Below are 19,551 nucleotides of genomic sequence, written 5' to 3' on the forward strand. Positions count from 1 at the left end.
ATCCAATCGCGGGCCAGCCCGCTCCCACAAATCTGCGATGCCAATCGACAAAGCCGTTGGTCATTGTTGACTTTTCATACGCAAATTTTCTTCTATTCTCAGGTCATGGACACCACTGTCGTCACCGGATCGATGCAGCCCGTAGTCTGCGGCTGAAGACAGACTCTACCGAGGGTCGCCGTCATGTCGCGCAACCTTTGCCTTACTCGCCAATGCTTGGGCCTGGTGACCCGTATTGAATGCAGCATTCGACCGCTGGCAGGCAACAACGGGATGTGGACACTGCTCTTCGCCGCCGGCCTGGCAGGCGAACAACCCTCAACGATCAAGGCGCAGGGCCCGTTTCCCGGGCCGTTCGTGGCCGAAACCATTCTTGAATCAATCGTTGAAAGCCTGACCCTGCATGGCTATGAACTCGCCAACGACCCGCAGATCTGGTGCCTGCATGTGCAGGCCCAGTTGCGGCAGATCAATGGCGGGCGTTGCCACGGCTAGGCAGCGTTTTATTGTGGCGTGCTGGCTTCAGGGGCTTTGTCGAGTTTGACTTCAAATCCGTACTCGACAGGGTTCAGCGCGGTGCGGGCATAGCTTTCCAGTCGGGTCGGCTGGCCATAAAAGTAGTGCACGTCAAATACGGCCGCCCCATCGGGTTCGCTGCTATGGCTGACTGCGGCCACTTCCTTCAGATAATTACCCGTGTCGTCCTTGGCATAAAAGCGCCAGGCCTCGGCCGGGAACACTTTTTGATCAACGATCAGGGCATTGCCCTTGAGTTCAAGGCCTTTGGGCAGGCGGGTGATATCCAGCTCTTGCTTGTCGATGTCGGCAATAAACAGGGGGATTGAGCCCACCGCATAGGCTGGCGTTTCGGGGAACAGGTTGAGGTCGTAGGTGATAACGCCTGCATGCGGGTCGACATCGAAGGCTTCGGCGGGCAGTTCCAGTGGCTCGCTGCGATTACCGTTGTCGTCTTCAGCAAAAAAGGTCACCGGCGCGTCAGACGTGTCCGGGAGCGTACCGAGCATTTCACCGTTGAAAGTGGCAGGGTGGCTGAACTCAAGGGACGCGGCACTGGCATCGTCCACTGACTGGCTGATCACCACGCTTTTTTCCAGTTGCTCGGGTGCCAGCGTGGCGTCTTTCAAATAGTTGGCGGCCTGATCGTCATACACCACGACGTTGAGCGGCAGGGGCTGTATGTCTTTGCCCAGCACGTTTTTGTCCAGTGTACGCACAGGCAGGTCGAGGGACTTGCGGGTGACATTGGCGGTGGAGAAATCGAGCACGTTGATGTCGACATTTTCCACTGTACCGTTGAAGTACACCTTGCTGTAGTGATGCGGGTGCTGCTGATCGAAGGCCTTTTGCTCGTTATCCAGTTGTTGCTCGAAAGCGTCACTCCAGGCAGTTTGCTTGAGCATTTCGGCCAATTGCTGCTGATAAAACGCCAGTTGTTCGGCGTTTTCGTTGATTGAGCCTGAGCGTGTCAGGAACTGCCCGGTACGGTCGCGGGCCTGGATGATCAGCGGATTGAGCGGGGTGTCACGCACTTGTTCGGCCAGTGCAGCGCTGTTGACGATATCCACTTCGGCAAAGTTCTTGCCCAGTGCCAGCAGGGTTACGCTGATCGTGCCGTGGGTGCTGGTTTTACCCACGTCCTTGGCAGTGAGGTTGAAATTGACCACTTTGCCCGGCGCGATGACTTCGACTTTGCCGTGCAGTGTCAGGGGTTGAGGTTGTTGGGTGTTGGCGGTTTCAACCCCGTCGATATAGGGGTAAGTGACGGTCAGGTCGTCAGGGTTGCTCAGGTTGGCGCTGGAGGGGCTCAGCTGGATGCCGGGATCGCTCTCGGACCATTCCGGCGCAAAAGGCACCTCTTGCTTGTTGCTCAGGGTTACCGACTGCCATTCCAGCGCATGGGGGAACGGGAACTCGGATGCACTGTTAAGCGGGAACGGGAAGACCGGCTCCAGGTCCGTCAGGTAATCGGAACTTGTATTTTTGCGCAGTACAAACAAACCGTTGATATAGGTATCGGTAAGCGCCTGGCTGCTCGGGTAGTGCTTGAGCACCGCCAGGTCGTCGGCACCGTATTCGGTTTCTATCGGCTTGTCTTGCAGCTTGAGGCGTGCCCGTTCGAGCAACAACAAGGAGCCGCCGAGGTCGGCCACAGCATCCTTGAGCTGCTGATCCTTGATCCCGTCCAGGCTCTGTTCGAACGCTGCGCTGCGTTCCTCAAGGCTGGCCTGCTGATGTTCGTCGTCAGGAGAGCAGCCGCCGACAGCGAGCAAAGCCATCGAAAGCCCAAAACAAGCCAGGGGGAATCGCAGATCCATGGTTCGGTTTTCCTGTCCGTAAACAATGCTGAGAGGGTGGACACTAGCAGAAAATGTTTTTACAGGCTGTTTCCAAGCCTTTAACACAGTGCTTTTCGCACTGATATACTCGCGCCCATTTTGTAATAGCCTGTGAGATTCAATGGAACGCTTTATCGAAAACGCAATGTACGCCTCGCGCTGGATTTTGGCGCCTATTTACTTCGGGCTCTCACTGGGCCTGCTGGCTTTGGCATTGAAGTTCTTTCAGGAAGTGTTTCACGTAATCCCCAACGTGTTTGCGCTAACTGAGTCTGACTTGATCCTGGTCATTCTGTCGCTGATCGACATGGCGCTGGTAGGCGGTTTGCTGGTCATGGTGATGATTTCCGGTTATGAGAACTTTGTTTCGCAACTGGATATCGACGAGCACAAGGAGAAGCTCAGCTGGTTGGGCACCATGGACTCCACCTCGCTGAAGATGAAAGTCGCGGCATCGATTGTGGCCATTTCGTCGATCCACCTGCTGCGGGTGTTTATGGACGCGCGCAATATCGAGACCGAGTACCTGATGTGGTACGTGATTATTCACATGACCTTTGTGGTGTCGGCGTTTGCAATGGGCTATCTGGACAAGCTGACCAAACACTGAAGCCAACCCCGGGCTGCGAAGGCTTTGGGGGCTGTGGTAGTCTGCTGGCCCTTTTTTGGTTCAGGGTGTTCGGGGTCGCGGTTGACGCGGCTTCTTTCCGGCCCCTCCACAGCGGAGCAGTGTTATGTCCGAAGTAAATCTGTCGACCGACGAAACCCGCGTCAGCTACGGCATTGGCCGCCAGTTGGGCGACCAGTTGCGCGACAACCCGCCACCTGGCATCAGCCTGGATGCAATCCTGGCTGGTCTGACTGACGCCTACGCAGGCAAGGAAAGCCGTGTAGGCCAGGAAGAAATGTCGGCTAGCTTCAAGGTGATCCGCGAGATCATGCAAGCTGAAGCCGCTGCCAAGGCAGAAGCTGCTGCGGGCGAAGGCAAGGCTTTCCTGGCTGAAAATGCCAAGAAAGACGGTATCACCACCCTGGCTTCCGGCCTGCAATTTGAAGTGGTAACCGCGGGTGAAGGCGCCAAGCCATCCCGTGAAGACACCGTACGTGTTCACTACCACGGCACCCTGATTGATGGCACTGTGTTCGACAGCTCCTACGATCGTGGTCAGCCGGCTGAATTCCCGGTTGGCGGCGTGATCGCTGGCTGGACTGAAGCCCTGCAACTGATGAACGCCGGTAGCAAATGGCGCATCTACGTGCCGAGCGAACTGGCCTACGGCGCCCAGGGCGTTGGCAGCATTGCTCCGCACAGCGTGCTGGTATTCGACGTAGAGCTGCTGGACGTTCTGTAAGAACCCCGCGTTTTAACGTTGGCTGCGGGTTTGCTGGCAAACCCGCAGCTACACCGGTGCCGTCATATCTGTATCTTGGCGTGGTGCGGGTGAGTGTCAGTCGTGCCGCAAGGGCGCAATGCCCGGGCATAGCAGAACAGAAACAGATTGCGCACCAACTCCTTGAGCACCACCGGCTCGCTGGAATTGAGGCCGTTGAAATCCAGGTCGCCCTGATCCTGTAGCTCGCTTAGTGCTTCTTCTTCCAGTACCGCACAGACTTCCCCGGTTTCCCGATGCAGGATTCGCAGATAAGGGTGTGGACGGTCCAGCCAGGCATCAATTAAATAAGTCATGGTCGTCATCTCCTTGATGAATACCAATGAGAATAATTCTTATTCAATTAATAGCAAGTGCCTATTGGCGGATTTCTGATCTTTCTGCGTTAGAACTGCTGGGGATCAAGGTTGCTGGCTTTTTGATGTTGCTGGGCGGGGGAGGGTGTAGCACCTTCCTGCGCAGGGCACAGGAAGGCATGCAGCAGAATCAGACCTTGCGTACGAACTCGGATTTGAGTTTCATCGGGCCAATGCCATCGATCTTGCAGTCGATATCATGGTCGCCGTCGCACAGGCGGATATTCTTGACCTTGGTGCCCACTTTAACCACCAGGGAAGTACCCTTGATTTTCAGGTCCTTGATCACGGTGATGGTGTCACCGTCGGTCAGTACGGTGCCTGCGGAGTCTTTGTAGACTTTCACGTCATCGGCTGTTTCAGCGTCGCCACTGGCAGACCACTCGTGGGCGCATTCCGGGCAGATCAGCTGGGCGCCGTCTTCGTAGGTGTATTCGGAATTGCATTTTGGGCAGGGTGGCAACGTGCTCACTCAAAGCTCCTTAAGAGTCAGGATGGCTAAAAGGCACGTATTGTATAGGGTTTTAGTGCGAGGCGGGTAATGGCGGGGCAGATTGACCCTGTGGGAGCGGGCTTGCCCGCTCCCACAGGCAGTCAGTGCGTGCGTGCTACAGCAAACTCGCTCAGCTCAACCAGCGCATCGCGGTATTCGCTTGGCGGCAAGGCTTCGAGGCACACAATGGCGCGGGCCACGAAGTCGCGAGCCAGCCGGGCGGTGTAGTCCAGGGAACCAGAGGCCTCAACGGCTTCGCGAATGCTCTCCAGGTCCTCGATACCGCCTTTCTGGATCGCTTTGCGCACCAGGGCTGCCTGTTCAGGCGTACCTTCACGCATGGTGTAGATCAGCGGCAGGGTCGGTTTGCCTTCGGCCAGATCGTCACCGACGTTCTTGCCCAGGGTTTCGGCATCGCCACGGTAGTCGAGCAGGTCGTCCACCAGCTGGAATGCCACGCCCAGGTGATCGCCAAAGGTGCGCAGCGCTTCGCTCTGTTCCGGCGTGGCACCGGCCAGCGCTGCAGCGCTGTGGGTCGAAGCCTCGAACAGCATCGCGGTCTTGCCGCGGATGACTTCCATGTAGGTTTCTTCGGTGGTGCTGGCGTCGCGCACTTTGGACAGCTGCAATACTTCGCCTTCGGCGATGATGCGGGTGGCTTGCGACAGGATTTTCATCACTGGCATCGAGCCCAGCTCAACCATCATCTCGAAGGAGCGCGAGTACAAAAAGTCGCCGACCAGTACGCTGGGGGCATTGCCCCAGGTAGCATTGGCAGTCTTGCGGCCACGGCGCATGCCCGACATGTCGACCACGTCGTCGTGCAGCAGGGTGGCGGTGTGCAGGAACTCAATGGTGGCGGCCAGCAGGCGCAAGTCGTCGCCTTCGCGACCCAGGGCCTTGCCACACAGCAACACTAATAAAGGACGCAGGCGCTTGCCGCCGGCCGAAGTAATGTAGTCGCCGATTTTTGAGACCAGCGGTACGCGTGAAGTCAGCTGCTTCTTGATGATGCCATCGACGGCGCTAAAATCGTCCGCCACCGCGCGGTAGAAAGCTTGGGGTTGCATCAGCGACAGGTGCTCCAGAAGGGTTGCGCGGCATGCTAGGTCGGGGGGCTGGGCCTGTCAAGGCGGATGGACGGCCCCTTGCAAGCCTGACTTGCCTTGCGTACAATCGCGCACCCTGAACTTCCTGGGCAGCACCTGCCTTACGCAATTGCATCTGGGCCGTTCCAGCCCCATGCAGCCATGCCAGCCAATACCTTTACCTATAAAGCGCTGGGTGAGCAGGATTATCGGAGAAATACCATGTCGTACGCAGTAATCGTTACTGGTGGCAAGCAATACAAAGTAGCTCCAGGTGAATACCTGAAGATCGAAAAACTGGAAATCGCTACCGGCGAATCCGTAACTTTTGATCGCGTTCTGTTGGTCGCCAATGGCGATGACGTGAATATCGGCGCTCCAGTTGTACCTGGCGCCACTGTTGTGGCTGAAGTGATCTCCCAAGGTCGTCACGATAAAGTCCGCATCATCAAGTTCCGTCGTCGTAAGCACCACATGAAGCGTATGGGCCACCGCCAGTGGTACACCGAGATCAAAATCACCGGTATTCAGGCTTAATTTCAGCCTAATTCCTCACTAGGAGAATTGACTCATGGCACACAAAAAAGCTGGTGGTAGTACCCGTAACGGTCGCGACTCAGAAGCCAAACGCCTTGGCGTGAAGATGTATGGCGGCCAGGCTATCATTCCGGGCAACATCATCGTGCGTCAGCGCGGCACCCAATTCCACGCTGGCTACGGCGTTGGTATGGGCAAAGATCACACCCTGTTCGCGAAAGTGGAAGGCGTGATCAAGTTCCAGGTTAAAGGCGCCTTCGGTCGTCGCTATGTAAGCATCGTTCCGAAGACTGCAGTCGTCGCGGCGTAATAGCTTGGTAGCTGGAAGAGCCCTGTCTTGCGACGGGGCTTTTTCGTTTGTGGGGTGAGTCTCTTGCAAAACTGTTTGTATGGGCTGCTGGCGCTGGATTTAACGGTCGTTGATTGAGGTCGCTGCGCTCATTTTTGCAAGAGTCTTATGTCTTGGTTTTTATCGGCTCGTCCTGATGACGAGAGGCGCGTTTTGTTATGAAGTTTGTAGATGAAGTATCGATCAAAGTAAAAGCAGGCGACGGTGGTAACGGTTGCATGAGTTTCCGTCGTGAGAAGTTCATCGAAAACGGTGGGCCAAACGGTGGTGATGGCGGTGATGGCGGCTCGATCTACATGGTCGCCGACGAAAACCTCAACACCCTGGTTGACTACCGTTACACCCGTCACTTTGACGCCCAGCGTGGCTCGAATGGCGGCAGTACGGATTGCACCGGTCGCAAGGGTGAGGATCTGGAGCTGCGTGTTCCGGTCGGCACTACCGTGATCGACGCTGGCACCCAGGAAATCATTGGCGACCTGACCAAGGCCGGCCAGCGTTTGCTGGTGGTGCATGGCGGTTGGCACGGTCTGGGTAATACCCGATTCAAATCCAGTACCAACCGTGCGCCACGCCAGACCACGCCGGGTAAGCCGGGTGAGCAGCGTGACCTGAAACTGGAGTTGAAGGTGTTGGCTGACGTTGGCCTGTTGGGCTTGCCGAATGCCGGTAAAAGTACCTTTATTCGTTCGGTGTCTGCGGCCAAGCCAAAAGTGGCGGATTATCCGTTCACCACCCTGGTGCCAAACCTGGGTGTGGTCAGCGTGGATCGCTGGAAGAGCTTTGTGATCGCCGATATTCCGGGTCTGATCGAAGGGGCTTCCGATGGTGCTGGCCTGGGGATCCGTTTCCTCAAGCACCTGGCGCGTACCCGTCTGTTGTTGCACCTCGTTGACATGGCGCCGGTTGAGGGTAGCGAGAGCGCTGCTGATACCGCGGAAGTCATCGTTAACGAACTGACCAAGTTCAGCCCGTCGCTGGCTGAGCGTGATCGTTGGCTGGTGCTGAACAAGTGCGATTCGCTGCCACAAGACGAGCACGAAGCGCGCGTCAAGGAAGTGGTTGATCGCCTTGAGTGGACTGGCCCGGTTTACGTGATCTCGGCCATTGCCAAGATCGGTACCGAAAAGCTGTGTCACGACATCATGCGTTATCTGGAAGATCGTGCTGATCGTCTGGCTGCTGACCCTGCCTACAAGCAAGAGTTGGCCGAGCTGGATCAGCGTATCGAAGATGAAGCGCGTGCGCAGTTGCAGGCGCTGGATGACAAGCGTGCCCTGCGTCGCAGCGGCGTGAAGAGCGTCCATGACATCGGTGAAGATGACTGGGACGAAGAAGATGTTGATGATGAAGATGGTCCGGAAATCATTTACGTCCGCGACTGATTCGTTGCAGTAAACTACAGCGCCGCTCAATGAGCGGCGTTTTAGCATCTACGATTTGGTAATCAAAAATAATTCCATGGGTGGCGCTCGGTCGCGCTGCTCTCAGGCATAGGTTGGATGATGATGCGGAGCAAGGTGACGGGTGCGCAGCGCTGGGTCGTGAAGATCGGCAGCGCGTTGCTGACAGCGGATGGCAAGGGCCTGGATCGCGCGGCGATGGGCGTTTGGGTTGAACAGATGGTGGCGTTGCACGAGGCTGGCGTAGAGCTGGTGCTGGTGTCTTCGGGTGCGGTTGCGGCCGGAATGAGCCGCTTGGGCTGGACGGTGCGACCGAGTGCCATGCACGAGCTGCAAGCTGCTGCGGCTATTGGTCAGATGGGGTTGGTGCAGGCCTGGGAGTCGAGCTTTGCCGAGCATTCCCGGCATACCGCGCAGATCCTGCTGACCCATGACGATCTGTCTGATCGCAAACGCTACCTCAATGCCCGCAGCACCCTGCGTGCGCTGGTGGAATTGGGCGTGATCCCGGTCATCAATGAAAATGACACGGTGGTCACGGACGAAATCCGCTTCGGTGACAACGATACGCTGGCCGCGTTGGTGGCTAATCTGGTCGAGGCTGATCTGCTGGTGATCCTGACCGATCGCGACGGCATGTTTGATGCTGATCCGCGCAACAATCCTGATGCCAAGATGATCTACGAGGCGCGTGCCGATGATCCGGCGCTGGATGCAGTGGCAGGCGGTACCGGTGGTGCGTTGGGGCGTGGCGGCATGCAGACCAAGTTGCGTGCGGCGCGCCTGGCGGCGCGTTCCGGTGCGCACACGATCATTGTGGGTGGGCGTCTGGAGCGGGTGCTGGATCGTCTCAAGGCGGGCGAGCGAATGGGTACCTTGCTGTCCCCGGAGCGTGGCCTGCTGGCTGCGCGCAAGCAGTGGCTGGCCGGGCACTTGCAGACCCGTGGCACGCTGGTGCTGGATGAAGGCGCTGTGGCGGCCTTGTCCAAGGGCAATAAAAGCCTGTTGCCTGTAGGGGTCAAGGCGGTTCAGGGCGGTTTCCGTCGTGGCGAGATGGTGGTGTGCGTCGCGCCGGACGGGCGGGAGATCGCTCGTGGCCTGGCGAACTACAGTGCTGCCGAGGCGCAAAAAATTATCGGGCAATCGTCGGATGCGATTGTCGGTTTGTTGGGTTATATGGCGGAACCTGAGCTGGTTCATCGCGATAACCTGATTCTGGTTTGAATTTGAGGTGTGGTATGCGCTTGATTGGCGGTTTATTGGGTTTGATGTTGGCGATGCCGCTAATGGCCTCGGCGGAAGAAATTGGCTCGGTGTCGACGGTCTTCAAATTTGTCGGGCCTAATGATCGTATCGTCGTAGAAGCATTCGATGATCCCAAGGTAGATGGCGTGACTTGCTACCTTTCTCGTGCCAAGACGGGTGGCATGAAAGGTGGTCTGGGTTTGGCTGAAGATCGCGCCGAGGCGTCGATTGCCTGCCGTCAGACCGGGCCGATCAGCTTCAAGGGTGACCTGAAAGAGGGTGATGAGGTGTTCAAGGAGCGGACTTCGCTGGTCTTCAAGACCATGCAGGTGGTGCGTTTCCTGGATAAAAAGCGCAATACGCTGGTGTATCTGGTGTACAGCGACCGTCTAATTGAAGGTAGCCCGCAGAATGCGGTGACGGCAATTCCGATTTTGCCGTGGCCACACGAGTAACGGTCTTCAAGAAAAGCCGCGCTGGTCGCGGCTTTTTATTGTGCGGATTTTACCGGCTCTGTAGCAGCTGCCGAAGGAACGAGGCTGCGTTCGGCGGCGGAGCCGTCGTAAAACCGGGTTTTGCTGTGTGTCAGACAAGCTTGGGTTTGAATATTTGCGGTCGCTGCGCAACCGAACGCAGCCTCGTTCCTTCGGCAGCTGCTACAAGGGTGTCGCTTAAATCGCAGGCAATAAAAAACCGACCCTAAGGTCGGTTTTTTAAAAAGCTTATCGCTTAAGCAGCAGTCGCAAGGTTCAACGCCTTGACGTGGCCATTCAGGCGGCTCTTATGGCGAGCAGCTTTGTTCTTGTGGATGATACCTTTATCGGCCATACGGTCGATAACAGGAACAGCCAGAACATAAGCAGCTTGCGCTTTAGCAGCGTCTTTTGCGTCGATGGCTTTAACTACATTCTTGATGTAGGTACGAACCATGGAACGCAGGCTGGCGTTGTGGCTGCGACGCTTCTCAGCCTGTTTTGCACGTTTTTTGGCGGAAGGTGTGTTGGCCACCGTCGAGCTCCTCGAAAGACTTTTGGGAAATAACAAACAAAATAGGCCGCGAATCATGCCGATGACGAGAACTCTTGTCAAGGGCGTTTGATGCGATCCGCTGAGTGGTGGATCGAGGCAGACGGGATATTTATTTCCGGCGCTTGACCTGTAAACTCGCGAGCTTGGCTCTGTGCTGTTGCGGCGCGCAGTATCGCATAAGTGGGCGCTTTGTTCGCCTGCTCTTTCTCTATAGGCAAAAACTCTTTCAATGAATTTGCTCAAGTCGTTGGCTGCCGTCAGCTCAATCACCATGATTTCCAGGGTTCTGGGCTTCATTCGCGACACCATTATTGCCCGTGCCTTCGGTGCCGGAATGGCCACGGATGCATTCTTTATTGCCTTCAAACTGCCAAACCTGCTGCGCAGGATCTTCGCCGAGGGCGCTTTTTCCCAGGCCTTTGTGCCGATTCTGGCTGAGTACAAAAGCCAGCAGGGCGAGGAGGCGACCCGCACTTTTGTCGCTTATGTCGCCGGGCTTTTGACCCTGGTGCTGGCCATTGTCACCGTGCTGGGCATGGTGGCGGCCCCCTGGGTCATCTGGGCAACGGCCCCGGGGTTCGCCACGACCCCTGAAAAATTCGAGCTCACCAGCGACATGCTGCGGGTCACCTTCCCTTATATCCTGCTGATCTCGCTGTCATCCCTGGCGGGGGCGATCCTCAATACCTGGAACCGTTTTGCGGTGCCGGCCTTTGTGCCGACCCTGCTTAACGTCAGCATGATTGTGTTTGCGTTGTTCCTGACGCCGTATTTCGATCCGCCGGTGATGGCTCTGGGCTGGGCCGTGCTGGTGGGTGGTCTGGCGCAGTTGCTGTTTCAACTGCCACACCTGAAAAAGATCGGCATGCTGGTGCTGCCAAGGCTCAATTTGCGCGATACCGGCGTGTGGCGGGTGATGAAACAGATGCTGCCAGCCATCCTTGGGGTCTCGGTCAGTCAGATCTCTCTGATCATCAATACGATATTTGCCTCATTCCTTGTGGCTGGATCGGTGTCATGGATGTACTACGCGGACCGTCTAATGGAGTTGCCTTCAGGAGTGCTGGGGGTGGCGCTGGGCACCATCCTGCTGCCAACCCTGTCCAAGACCTACGCCAACAAAGACCGTCAGGAGTATTCGCGTATTCTCGACTGGGGCTTGCGCCTGTGTTTTGTGCTGGTGCTTCCATGTTCCCTGGCGCTGGCCATCCTGTCCGAGCCGCTTACCGTTTCGCTATTCCAGTACGGCCAGTTCACGGCGCTGGATGCGGCCATGACCCAGCGTGCATTGATCGCTTATTCGCTGGGCCTGCTCGGAATCATCATTATCAAGGTGTTGGCGCCAGGCTTTTATGCACAGCAAAACATTCGCACGCCAGTCAAAATAGCGGTATTCACCCTGGTGGTGACGCAGTTGCTCAACCTGGTCTTTATCGTTCCGTTGCAGCATGCGGGGCTGGCGTTGGCCATCAGCGTAGGCGCCTGTATCAATGCCGGGCTGCTGTTCTGGCAGTTGCGCCGGCAAAAGCTGTTTGTCGCCCAGCCGGGCTGGACCAAATACCTGTTCAAGCTGGTGCTGGCCGTAGCCGTGATGTCGGCGGTATTGCTGGGCTTGATGCACCTGATGCCGGCCTGGGATCACGGCAATATGCTGGAGCGCTTTATTCGTCTGGGCGGCTTGGTTGTCGCGGGCGTGCTGGCGTATTTCGGTATGCTGCTGCTGTTGGGGCTGCGTTTGAAGGATTTCGCCCGCAAGTCACTTATGTAAGCTAATGACGGGTCAGACGTCGATTTTGTCGAATTGACCCGATTTGCCTTGCGCTGTTGCCTGTCGTACTGGGCCGGGTGTGGTTATAATCGACCACTTTATGAGCAAGAAGCGCGTTATGCAGCTGGTTCTAGGCCTTCACAATCTGCGGCCCCAGCATCGGGGCTGTGTCGCCACTATTGGCAACTTTGACGGTGTACACCGTGGTCACCAGGCTATCCTGGGCCGGCTGCGTGAGCGTGCACTGGAGTTGGGCGTGCCCAGCTGCGTGGTGATTTTCGAGCCGCAGCCGCGCGAATTCTTCGCCCCGGATACGGCTCCTGCACGTCTGGCCCGGTTGCGCGACAAGCTGCAACTGCTGGCAGACGCCGGAGTCGACCGGGTGCTGTGCCTGGCGTTCAATCAACGTCTGTGCAAGCTCAGCGCCGCCGAATTCGTCGATACCATTCTGGTCGACGGCCTGGGCGTGCAGCATCTGGAGGTCGGTGACGACTTCCGTTTTGGCTGCGATCGCGTCGGCGATTTTGACTTTTTGCAGCAGGCTGGCCAGATGCAGGGTTTCACCGTCGAGGCGGCGCAAACGGTTGAGCTTGATGGCGTACGCATCAGCAGCACCAAGGTGCGTGATGCTCTGGCCAGTGCCGACTTCTCCCTGGCAGAGCGTTTGCTGGGGCGCCCTTTTCAAATCGCTGGCCGGGTATTGCACGGGCAAAAACTGGCGCGCCAGTTGGGCACGCCGACCGCCAATATCCAGCTCAAGCGTCGTCGTGTGCCGTTGACCGGGGTGTACCTGGCCAGCGTCGAGATCGACGGTAAAACCTGGCCCGGCGTCGCCAATATCGGCGTGCGGCCAACCGTAGCAGGGGATGGCAGCGCCCATCTTGAAGTACATCTGTTGGATTTCGCCGGCGATCTGTATGGTCGGCGTTTGAACGTGGCATTCCACCACAAGCTGCGTGATGAGCAGCGTTTCGCCTCCCTGGAGGCGCTCAAGACGGCGATCAATGCGGACGTCGCCGCCGCCCGAGCCTTTTGGCTGGGTCAACCGCTTAAAAAGAGCCTGAAATGACCGACTACAAAGCCACGCTAAACCTCCCGGACACCGCCTTCCCAATGAAGGCCGGCCTGCCACAGCGCGAACCGCAAATTTTGCAGCGCTGGGACAGCATTGGCCTGTACGGGAAGTTGCGCGAGATTGGCAAGGATCGTCCGAAGTTCGTACTTCACGACGGTCCTCCGTACGCCAACGGCACTATCCATATCGGTCATGCGCTGAACAAGATTCTGAAAGACATGATCATCCGCTCCAAGACCCTGTCGGGTTTTGACGCGCCGTATGTGCCGGGCTGGGATTGCCATGGTTTGCCGATTGAACACAAGGTCGAAGTGACCCACGGTAAAAACCTGAGCGCGGATAAAACCCGCGAGCTGTGCCGTGCCTACGCCACCGAGCAGATCGAGGGGCAGAAGTCCGAGTTCATCCGTCTGGGTGTGCTGGGTGATTTCGCCAACCCGTACAAGACCATGGACTTCAAAAACGAAGCCGGTGAAATCCGTGCTTTGGCTGAGATCGTCAAGGGCGGTTTTGTGTTCAAGGGCCTCAAGCCGGTGAACTGGTGCTTCGATTGCGGTTCGGCCCTGGCTGAAGCTGAAGTTGAATACCAGGACAAGAAGTCTGCGGCCATCGACGTTGCCTTCCCGGTTGCCGACGAAGCCAGGCTGGCCGAGGCCTTTGGCCTGGCGGCACTGAGCAAACCTGCTTCGATCGTGATCTGGACCACCACCCCGTGGACCATTCCGGCCAACCAGGCGCTTAACGTACACCCGGAATTCACCTACGCGCTGGTCGACGTGGGCGACAAGTTGCTGGTACTGGCTGAAGAGCTGGTCGAATCGAGTCTGGCGCGTTACAACCTGCAGGGTTCGGTCATCGCCACCACCACTGGCTCAGCGCTTGAACTGATCAACTTCCGTCACCCGTTCTATGACCGTCTGTCGCCTGTTTATCTGGCCGACTACGTTGAGCTGGGTGCTGGCACTGGTGTGGTTCACTCGGCTCCAGCCTACGGCGTAGACGACTTCGTGACCTGCAAAGCCTATGGCATGGTCAACGACGACATCATCAACCCGGTGCAAAGCAATGGCGTTTACGTGCCGTCGCTGGAGTTCTTCGGTGGCCAGTTCATCTGGAAGGCCAACCAGAACATCATCGACAAGCTGATCGAAGTCGGTTCGCTGATGTTCACCGAGACCATCAGCCACAGCTATATGCACTGCTGGCGCCACAAGACGCCGCTGATCTACCGTGCCACCGCCCAGTGGTTTATCGGTATGGACAAGCAGCCGACTGATGGCGATACCTTGCGCACCCGTGCGCTGCAAGCGATCGAAGACACCCAGTTCGTTCCGGCCTGGGGTCAGGCGCGCCTGCACTCGATGATCGCCAACCGCCCGGACTGGTGCATCTCGCGTCAACGCAACTGGGGCGTGCCGATCCCGTTTTTCCTGAACAAGGAAAGCGGCGAGCTGCACCCGCGCACCGTCGAAATGATGGAAGAAGTGGCCAAGCGCGTTGAAGTCGAAGGCATCGAGGCGTGGTTCAAGCTGGATGCTGCCGAGCTGCTGGGCGACGAAGCGCCGCTGTACGACAAGATCAGCGATACCCTGGATGTATGGTTCGATTCGGGCACCACGCACTGGCATGTTCTGCGCGGTTCGCACCCGATGGGTCACGAGACCGGCCCGCGTGCCGACCTCTACCTTGAAGGCTCCGACCAGCACCGTGGCTGGTTCCACTCGTCGTTGCTGACCGGTTGCGCCATCGACAACCACGCTCCGTACCGCGAGCTGCTGACCCACGGTTTTACCGTGGACGAAGCGGGCCGCAAGATGTCCAAGTCGCTGGGCAACGTGATTGCACCGCAAAAGGTCAACGACACCCTGGGCGCCGACATCATGCGTCTGTGGGTTGCCTCGACCGACTACTCGGGCGAAATCGCGGTTTCCGACCAGATCCTGCAGCGCAGTGCGGACGCCTACCGACGTATCCGCAATACCGCACGCTTCCTGCTGTCGAACCTGACCGGTTTCAATCCAGCCACCGACATCCTGCCTGCCGAAGAAATGCTGGCACTGGACCGTTGGGCGGTGGATCGTGCGTTGCTGCTGCAACGTGAGCTGGAGCTGCATTACGGCGAATACCGTTTCTGGAACGTGTACTCCAAGGTGCACAACTTCTGCGTTCAGGAGCTGGGCGGTTTCTATCTCGACATCATCAAGGACCGCCAGTACACCACCGGCGCCAACAGCAAGGCTCGCCGTTCGTGCCAGACCGCGCTGTTCCACATCTCTGAAGCGCTGGTGCGCTGGATCGCTCCGATCCTGGCGTTCACCGCTGATGAGTTGTGGCAGTACCTGCCGGGCGAGCGCAACGAATCGGTCATGCTCAACACCTGGTACGAAGGCCTGACTGAACTGCCGGAAGGCACCGAACTGGATCGCGCCTACTGGGAGCGAATCATGGCGGTCAAGGTTGCGGTCAACAAGGAAATGGAAAACTTGCGCGCAGCCAAGGCCATTGGCGGTAACTTGCAAGCAGAAGTGACCTTGTTCGCCGAAGATCAGCTGGCTGCTGATTTGTCCAAGTTGAGCAACGAGCTGCGTTTCGTGTTGATCACCTCCACTGCCAGCGTTGCGCCTTTTGCGCAGGCTCCAGCAGATGCCGTGGTTACCGAAGTGGCTGGCCTCAAGCTCAAGGTGGTCAAGTCGGCCCATGCCAAGTGCGCCCGTTGCTGGCACTGCCGTGAAGACGTCGGCGTTAACCCCGAGCACCCTGAAATCTGCGGTCGTTGTGTAGACAATATCAGCGGCGCTGGTGAGGTACGTCACTATGCCTAATACCAGCACTACCGGGCGCTTCGGGCGCCTGGGCTGGCTCTGGTTGACTGTGCTGGTCCTGGTCATTGACCTGACCAGCAAGGTCTACTTCGACAATTCGCTGCAGATGTACCAGCAGATTGTGGTGATTCCCGACCTGTTCAGCTGGACCCTGGCTTACAACACCGGTGCGGCCTTCAGCTTCCTGGCGGACAGTGCCGGCTGGCAGCGCTGGCTGTTTGCCCTGATCGCGGTCGTGGTCAGTGCCGTGCTGGTGGTCTGGCTCAAGCGTCTGGGGCGCAATGACACCTGGTTGGCCATTGCCCTTGCCCTGATTCTGGGCGGCGCACTGGGTAACCTGTATGACCGTATTGTCTACGGTCATGTGGTCGATTTCATTCTGGTGCATTGGCAAAATCGCTGGTACTTCCCTGCGTTCAACTTCGCCGACAGTGCGATTTGCGTAGGTGCCGTGATGCTGGCACTGGATATGTTCAAAAGTAAAAAGCCCGAGGAACCCGCTCATGACTGAGCAGCGTATTGGTCAGAACACGCAGGTCACTCTGCATTTTGCTTTGCGTCTGGAAAATGGCGACACCGTTGACAGCACCTTCGACAAATCCCCGGCCACTTTCAAGGTGGGTGATGGCAGCTTGCTGCCAGGGTTTGAAGCGGCGTTGTTCGGTTTCAAGGCGGGTGACAAGCGCACACTGGAGATTCTTCCGGAAAACGCCTTTGGCCAGCCTAACCCGCAAAACGTGCAGATCATTCCGCGTTCGCAGTTCAAGGACATGGAGTTGTCGCAAGGTTTGCTGGTGATCTTCAACGATGCGGCCAATACCGAGCTTCCGGGTGTGGTCAAAGAGTTCGATGACGAGCAAGTCACCATTGATTTCAACCATCCGCTGGCAGGCAAAACCCTGACCTTCGACGTGGAAATCAAAGACGTTCAAGCGCTGTAATCCAGTGCCCGGCTGCGGCCGGGCCTGATTGGCATTATTTTTCTGCGCGTCCCACGAGGCCCAGCATGCATATCAAACTCGCCAACCCCCGTGGCTTCTGCGCCGGGGTGGACCGTGCGATTGAAATCGTCAATCGTGCTCTGGAAGTTTTCGGTCCGCCTATCTATGTTCGCCACGAAGTGGTGCACAACAAATTTGTCGTTGAAGACCTGCGTTCCCGTGGCGCTATTTTCGTCGAAGAGCTGGATCAGGTGCCGGACGACGTCATTGTGATATTCAGTGCCCACGGCGTTTCCCAGGCCGTGCGTACAGAGGCTGCCGGGCGTGGTCTCAAGGTGTTCGACGCGACCTGCCCGCTGGTGACCAAGGTGCATATCGAGGTCGCGCGCTATAGCCGTGATGGCCGTGAGTGCATTTTGATTGGCCATGCCGGTCACCCGGAAGTCGAAGGCACCATGGGCCAGTACGACGCCAGTAATGGTGGCGCGATCTACCTGGTCGAAGATGAAAAGGATGTTGCGAACCTGCAGGTCAAAGACCCGGAAAAACTGGCCTTTGTAACCCAGACAACCTTGTCGATGGACGACACCAGTCGTGTGATCGACGCCCTGCGTTCGCGCTTCCCGGCCATTGGCGGACCGCGCAAGGACGATATCTGCTATGCCACGCAAAACCGTCAGGATGCGGTCAAGCAACTGGCTGATGAGTGCGATGTCGTGTTGGTAGTGGGCAGCCCGAACAGCTCCAACTCCAACCGCCTGCGCGAACTGGCGGAGCGTATGCAGACCCCCGCCTACCTGATCGACGGTGCTGAAGACCTGCAAAAAAGCTGGTTCGACGGCGTAAATAGCATCGGTATCACCGCCGGTGCATCGGCCCCAGAGGTACTGGTACGTGGCGTGATTCAACAGCTGCATGCCTGGGGCGCAACCGGTGCCGACGAGCTGGCCGGCCGTGAAGAGAATGTTACGTTCTCCATGCCCAAAGAGTTGCGCGTTCGCGCCATTACCTAAGCGTGCCTGCATAAGGCCTGTGCAGTTTTATCGCTGCGCAGGCTGATGCGCCCGCTCTTGGCCAGCACCACTTGATAGTGGCTCTGTGCAGTCCTTGCCTGACAAACATGCAGTGTCCCGGCTTGAAAGGCGCCTCCAACCAGTTGTGGCTCGCCCAGCGGGTTGAAGCGCACATACCGTTTAACCGGTGTATTGCCCGCAATGGGTATGCGCCCACTGCCCTGTGACTCGACCAGCACCGGGTTGCCCTTGTCCAGATGGCCTTGGCCGCTCAAGTCCAGAATCGTCCTCCAGCCTCGGCTCCAATCTTCTTCGTACGGATAAACCACCACAAATTGTTGGCGTAGCAGTGCTTGTGCGCGTGCATTGCGCAGGCTGCTGGCCAGTTGTTCGGCAGTGATCTGGCGCTGATGATGCTCGACAAGGGCGCTATAGGCCGGGCTGGCAAAACGGGCCGTAAGCGCCACGATCGTCAGCGTCAGTAGCAGCTGGATCAGACTCATGCCACGTTGATGCATAGCGTCCTCCCTGGACGGTTCAAGTGTGTTTTCTCTGTATAGCGAACTCTGGCACTACAGGTTCACGGCAATGGTTTCATCATGTTTTCTGACCGTTAACAGCTTACGAAGTCAGGCGAAAAATCCGGCTGGTTTGCTTGGCTTCGTCCTGCCGTGCAGAGCAGCGGGGGAGGCTAGGCTTTTGTCTGGGCGGCACAGGGCGTGCCGTCGAACCCTCTGATATGGACGATTCGGATGCCTCGATTAGTTAAAAGTCGACAAGACGGGATGAGCTTGATCGAAGTGCTTATCGCGCTGTTGATTCTGTTTATCAGCCTGATGGGCTCTGCTGCTATGCAACTCAATGCCTTGAAACATACGGCAAGCGCGCTGATAAGCACCCAGGACAGTTTTATTGCCTACAGCAGGCTGGATCAGATGCGCGCGGAGGTCGTCCACCCCTTGTCGAGCGGTCATGCCGGGGCCGGGTCATCATGAGCAATCCCCGTTCAGGTTTTGGCCTGATCGAGCTGATGGTGGCTCTGGCGCTGGGAGTGCTGGTAGTGCTGGGCATGACGCAGATTTTCTCAAGCAGCCGCGAGGCTTACTTAAGCCAGCGGTCGTCGGCAAGGCTGCAGGAGGATGCGCGTTATGTGCTGAGTAAACTGGCTCGGGAGATTCGCATGGCGGGCATGTTTGGCTGCCTGTCAGTCGATCGTATTGTTGATGCGCCCACTGTTTTTAAGACACCGGTCTCCTGGCAGAGGGGGGTGTTGCGCATGATCAGTTCGGACGTAGCGCTTCAGGCTGCCAAGCCTGACTGGACTGTGGTCTCGGACTGCACAAGTTTCGCCCGGGCCTATCCCGGGGCAAGGTCGTTTTTGGCTCCCGGTGAAACGGCATTTCCCGTGCGTGAATTGTTTTACCGTCATGAGCACGGGCAGTTAAAGATCGGGCCCAATAAAGCGGTCCTGCTCGATAATGTGGCTGCCTTTGACGTGAGTTTTGGCGTGGCCGGGACGGCAGGTTCGCACTCCGTGCTGCGTTATGAGAGTCGTCTGGTCAAAGGTTCCAGTCTGCGCAGCATCCGTATCGGCCTGACATTGCGAGACCGCGCCGGGCGGGTCAAGGACCAGGTCTATCAGTTGGAAATCGCTTTGCGTAACCGGCTGGCTTAGGGCACGCAT

The 19,551-nt window shown here is 57.5% G+C and carries 22 protein-coding genes; 16 read left to right on the top strand and 6 right to left on the bottom strand.

Features of this window, described 5'->3' with window-relative positions; all coding sequences use genetic code 11:
• Window positions 1-183: 183 nt before the first annotated feature.
• Complete coding sequence (locus V6L81_RS06995) at window positions 184-495, top strand: hypothetical protein (RefSeq protein WP_094999355.1); 312 nt, start codon at window positions 184-186, stop codon at window positions 493-495.
• A gap of 8 nt (window positions 496-503) precedes the next feature.
• On the opposite strand, the gene V6L81_RS07000 is transcribed toward V6L81_RS06995, so the two are convergent.
• Window positions 504-2,336, bottom strand: a complete 1,833-nt coding sequence (locus V6L81_RS07000; RefSeq protein WP_095024964.1) for a hypothetical protein — start codon at window positions 2,334-2,336, stop codon at window positions 504-506.
• Window positions 2,337-2,478: 142 nt separating this feature from the next.
• Here V6L81_RS07000 and V6L81_RS07005 point away from each other — a divergent pair, with 142 nt between their 5' ends.
• Together V6L81_RS07005 and V6L81_RS07010 are read left to right on the top strand one after the other, a co-directional pair.
• On the top strand, window positions 2,479-2,967 hold the full coding sequence (locus V6L81_RS07005; protein WP_016779412.1) for a TIGR00645 family protein: 489 nt from the start codon (window positions 2,479-2,481) through the stop codon (window positions 2,965-2,967).
• Window positions 2,968-3,091: 124 nt separating this feature from the next.
• Complete coding sequence (locus V6L81_RS07010; protein ID WP_016779413.1) at window positions 3,092-3,709, top strand: FKBP-type peptidyl-prolyl cis-trans isomerase; 618 nt, start codon at window positions 3,092-3,094, stop codon at window positions 3,707-3,709.
• A 62-nt stretch (window positions 3,710-3,771) separates the two neighbouring features.
• Here the strand turns inward: V6L81_RS07010 and V6L81_RS07015 are convergent, their stop codons facing one another.
• The 3 genes from V6L81_RS07015 to V6L81_RS07025 all read right to left on the bottom strand — a co-directional run bounded on the left by V6L81_RS07015 (window position 3,772) and on the right by V6L81_RS07025 (window position 5,667).
• Window positions 3,772-4,044 carry a hypothetical protein gene (locus tag V6L81_RS07015; RefSeq protein WP_094999353.1) on the bottom strand — a complete coding sequence of 91 codons (273 nt, stop codon included), beginning with the start codon at window positions 4,042-4,044 and terminating at the stop codon, window positions 3,772-3,774.
• Window positions 4,045-4,234: 190 nt separating this feature from the next.
• Window positions 4,235-4,576, bottom strand: coding sequence for a zinc ribbon domain-containing protein YjdM (locus V6L81_RS07020; protein ID WP_094999352.1), 342 nt, complete (start codon window positions 4,574-4,576; stop codon window positions 4,235-4,237).
• 122 nt (window positions 4,577-4,698) lie between these two features.
• Entirely contained in the window at window positions 4,699-5,667 is a 969-nt protein-coding gene (locus tag V6L81_RS07025) for a polyprenyl synthetase family protein (protein WP_095021257.1), read from the bottom strand.
• Between the two features lie 240 nt (window positions 5,668-5,907).
• Here V6L81_RS07025 and rplU point away from each other — a divergent pair, with 240 nt between their 5' ends.
• The 5 genes from rplU (at window position 5,908) to V6L81_RS07050 (ending at window position 9,674) form a co-directional block, all read left to right on the top strand.
• A complete protein-coding gene (gene rplU, locus V6L81_RS07030) occupies window positions 5,908-6,222 on the top strand; it encodes a 50S ribosomal protein L21 (RefSeq protein ID WP_007901869.1) in 315 nt (104 codons plus the stop codon).
• A gap of 34 nt (window positions 6,223-6,256) precedes the next feature.
• The gene (rpmA, locus tag V6L81_RS07035; protein ID WP_003443913.1) at window positions 6,257-6,532 is read left to right on the top strand and encodes a 50S ribosomal protein L27; all 276 of its coding nucleotides are present in this window, start codon (window positions 6,257-6,259) and stop codon (window positions 6,530-6,532) included.
• A gap of 197 nt (window positions 6,533-6,729) precedes the next feature.
• The gene (gene cgtA, locus V6L81_RS07040) at window positions 6,730-7,956 is read left to right on the top strand and encodes an Obg family GTPase CgtA (RefSeq protein WP_094999350.1); all 1,227 of its coding nucleotides are present in this window, start codon (window positions 6,730-6,732) and stop codon (window positions 7,954-7,956) included.
• Between the two features lie 123 nt (window positions 7,957-8,079).
• A complete protein-coding gene (gene proB / locus V6L81_RS07045; protein ID WP_338660678.1) occupies window positions 8,080-9,198 on the top strand; it encodes a glutamate 5-kinase in 1,119 nt (372 codons plus the stop codon).
• Window positions 9,199-9,212: 14 nt separating this feature from the next.
• Window positions 9,213-9,674 (top strand): CreA family protein, encoded by a 462-nt coding sequence (locus tag V6L81_RS07050; RefSeq protein ID WP_094999349.1) that lies wholly within the window; start codon window positions 9,213-9,215, stop codon window positions 9,672-9,674.
• A 274-nt stretch (window positions 9,675-9,948) separates the two neighbouring features.
• Here the strand turns inward: V6L81_RS07050 and rpsT are convergent, their stop codons facing one another.
• Window positions 9,949-10,227, bottom strand: coding sequence for a 30S ribosomal protein S20 (rpsT, locus tag V6L81_RS07055; protein ID WP_003443902.1), 279 nt, complete (start codon window positions 10,225-10,227; stop codon window positions 9,949-9,951).
• A 250-nt stretch (window positions 10,228-10,477) separates the two neighbouring features.
• Between rpsT and murJ the strand changes: the two genes are divergently transcribed.
• From murJ to ispH, 6 genes are all read left to right on the top strand, one after another.
• Window positions 10,478-12,016, top strand: a complete 1,539-nt coding sequence (gene murJ, locus V6L81_RS07060; protein WP_095018378.1) for a murein biosynthesis integral membrane protein MurJ — start codon at window positions 10,478-10,480, stop codon at window positions 12,014-12,016.
• A 118-nt stretch (window positions 12,017-12,134) separates the two neighbouring features.
• Window positions 12,135-13,085 carry a bifunctional riboflavin kinase/FAD synthetase gene (gene ribF / locus V6L81_RS07065; protein WP_094999347.1) on the top strand — a complete coding sequence of 317 codons (951 nt, stop codon included), beginning with the start codon at window positions 12,135-12,137 and terminating at the stop codon, window positions 13,083-13,085.
• Window positions 13,082-15,913 carry an isoleucine--tRNA ligase gene (ileS, locus tag V6L81_RS07070; RefSeq protein ID WP_095018377.1) on the top strand — a complete coding sequence of 944 codons (2,832 nt, stop codon included), beginning with the start codon at window positions 13,082-13,084 and terminating at the stop codon, window positions 15,911-15,913. Before ribF ends, ileS begins: the two co-directional genes overlap by 4 nt.
• A complete protein-coding gene (lspA, locus tag V6L81_RS07075; RefSeq protein WP_094999345.1) occupies window positions 15,906-16,424 on the top strand; it encodes a signal peptidase II in 519 nt (172 codons plus the stop codon). Before ileS ends, lspA begins: the two co-directional genes overlap by 8 nt.
• Window positions 16,417-16,854, top strand: a complete 438-nt coding sequence (gene fkpB, locus V6L81_RS07080) for an FKBP-type peptidyl-prolyl cis-trans isomerase (protein WP_086795845.1) — start codon at window positions 16,417-16,419, stop codon at window positions 16,852-16,854. Before lspA ends, fkpB begins: the two co-directional genes overlap by 8 nt.
• 65 nt (window positions 16,855-16,919) lie before the next feature.
• Entirely contained in the window at window positions 16,920-17,867 is a 948-nt protein-coding gene (gene ispH, locus V6L81_RS07085; RefSeq protein WP_094999344.1) for a 4-hydroxy-3-methylbut-2-enyl diphosphate reductase, read from the top strand.
• On the opposite strand, the gene V6L81_RS07090 is transcribed toward ispH, so the two are convergent.
• A complete protein-coding gene (locus V6L81_RS07090; RefSeq protein ID WP_238705557.1) occupies window positions 17,864-18,385 on the bottom strand; it encodes a GspH/FimT family protein in 522 nt (173 codons plus the stop codon). The genes ispH and V6L81_RS07090 overlap by 4 nt on opposite strands.
• Before the next feature lie 234 nt (window positions 18,386-18,619).
• Here V6L81_RS07090 and pilV point away from each other — a divergent pair, with 234 nt between their 5' ends.
• Entirely contained in the window at window positions 18,620-18,862 is a 243-nt protein-coding gene (gene pilV / locus V6L81_RS07095) for a type IV pilus modification protein PilV (protein WP_094999343.1), read from the top strand.
• Window positions 18,859-19,542 carry a PilW family protein gene (locus V6L81_RS07100; protein ID WP_095023418.1) on the top strand — a complete coding sequence of 228 codons (684 nt, stop codon included), beginning with the start codon at window positions 18,859-18,861 and terminating at the stop codon, window positions 19,540-19,542. The genes pilV and V6L81_RS07100 overlap by 4 nt, the downstream gene beginning before the upstream one ends.
• The last annotated feature ends 9 nt before the right edge of the window (window positions 19,543-19,551 follow it).

This window comes from Pseudomonas bubulae (genome assembly GCF_037023725.1).
GTDB lineage: Bacteria > Pseudomonadota > Gammaproteobacteria > Pseudomonadales > Pseudomonadaceae > Aquipseudomonas > Aquipseudomonas bubulae.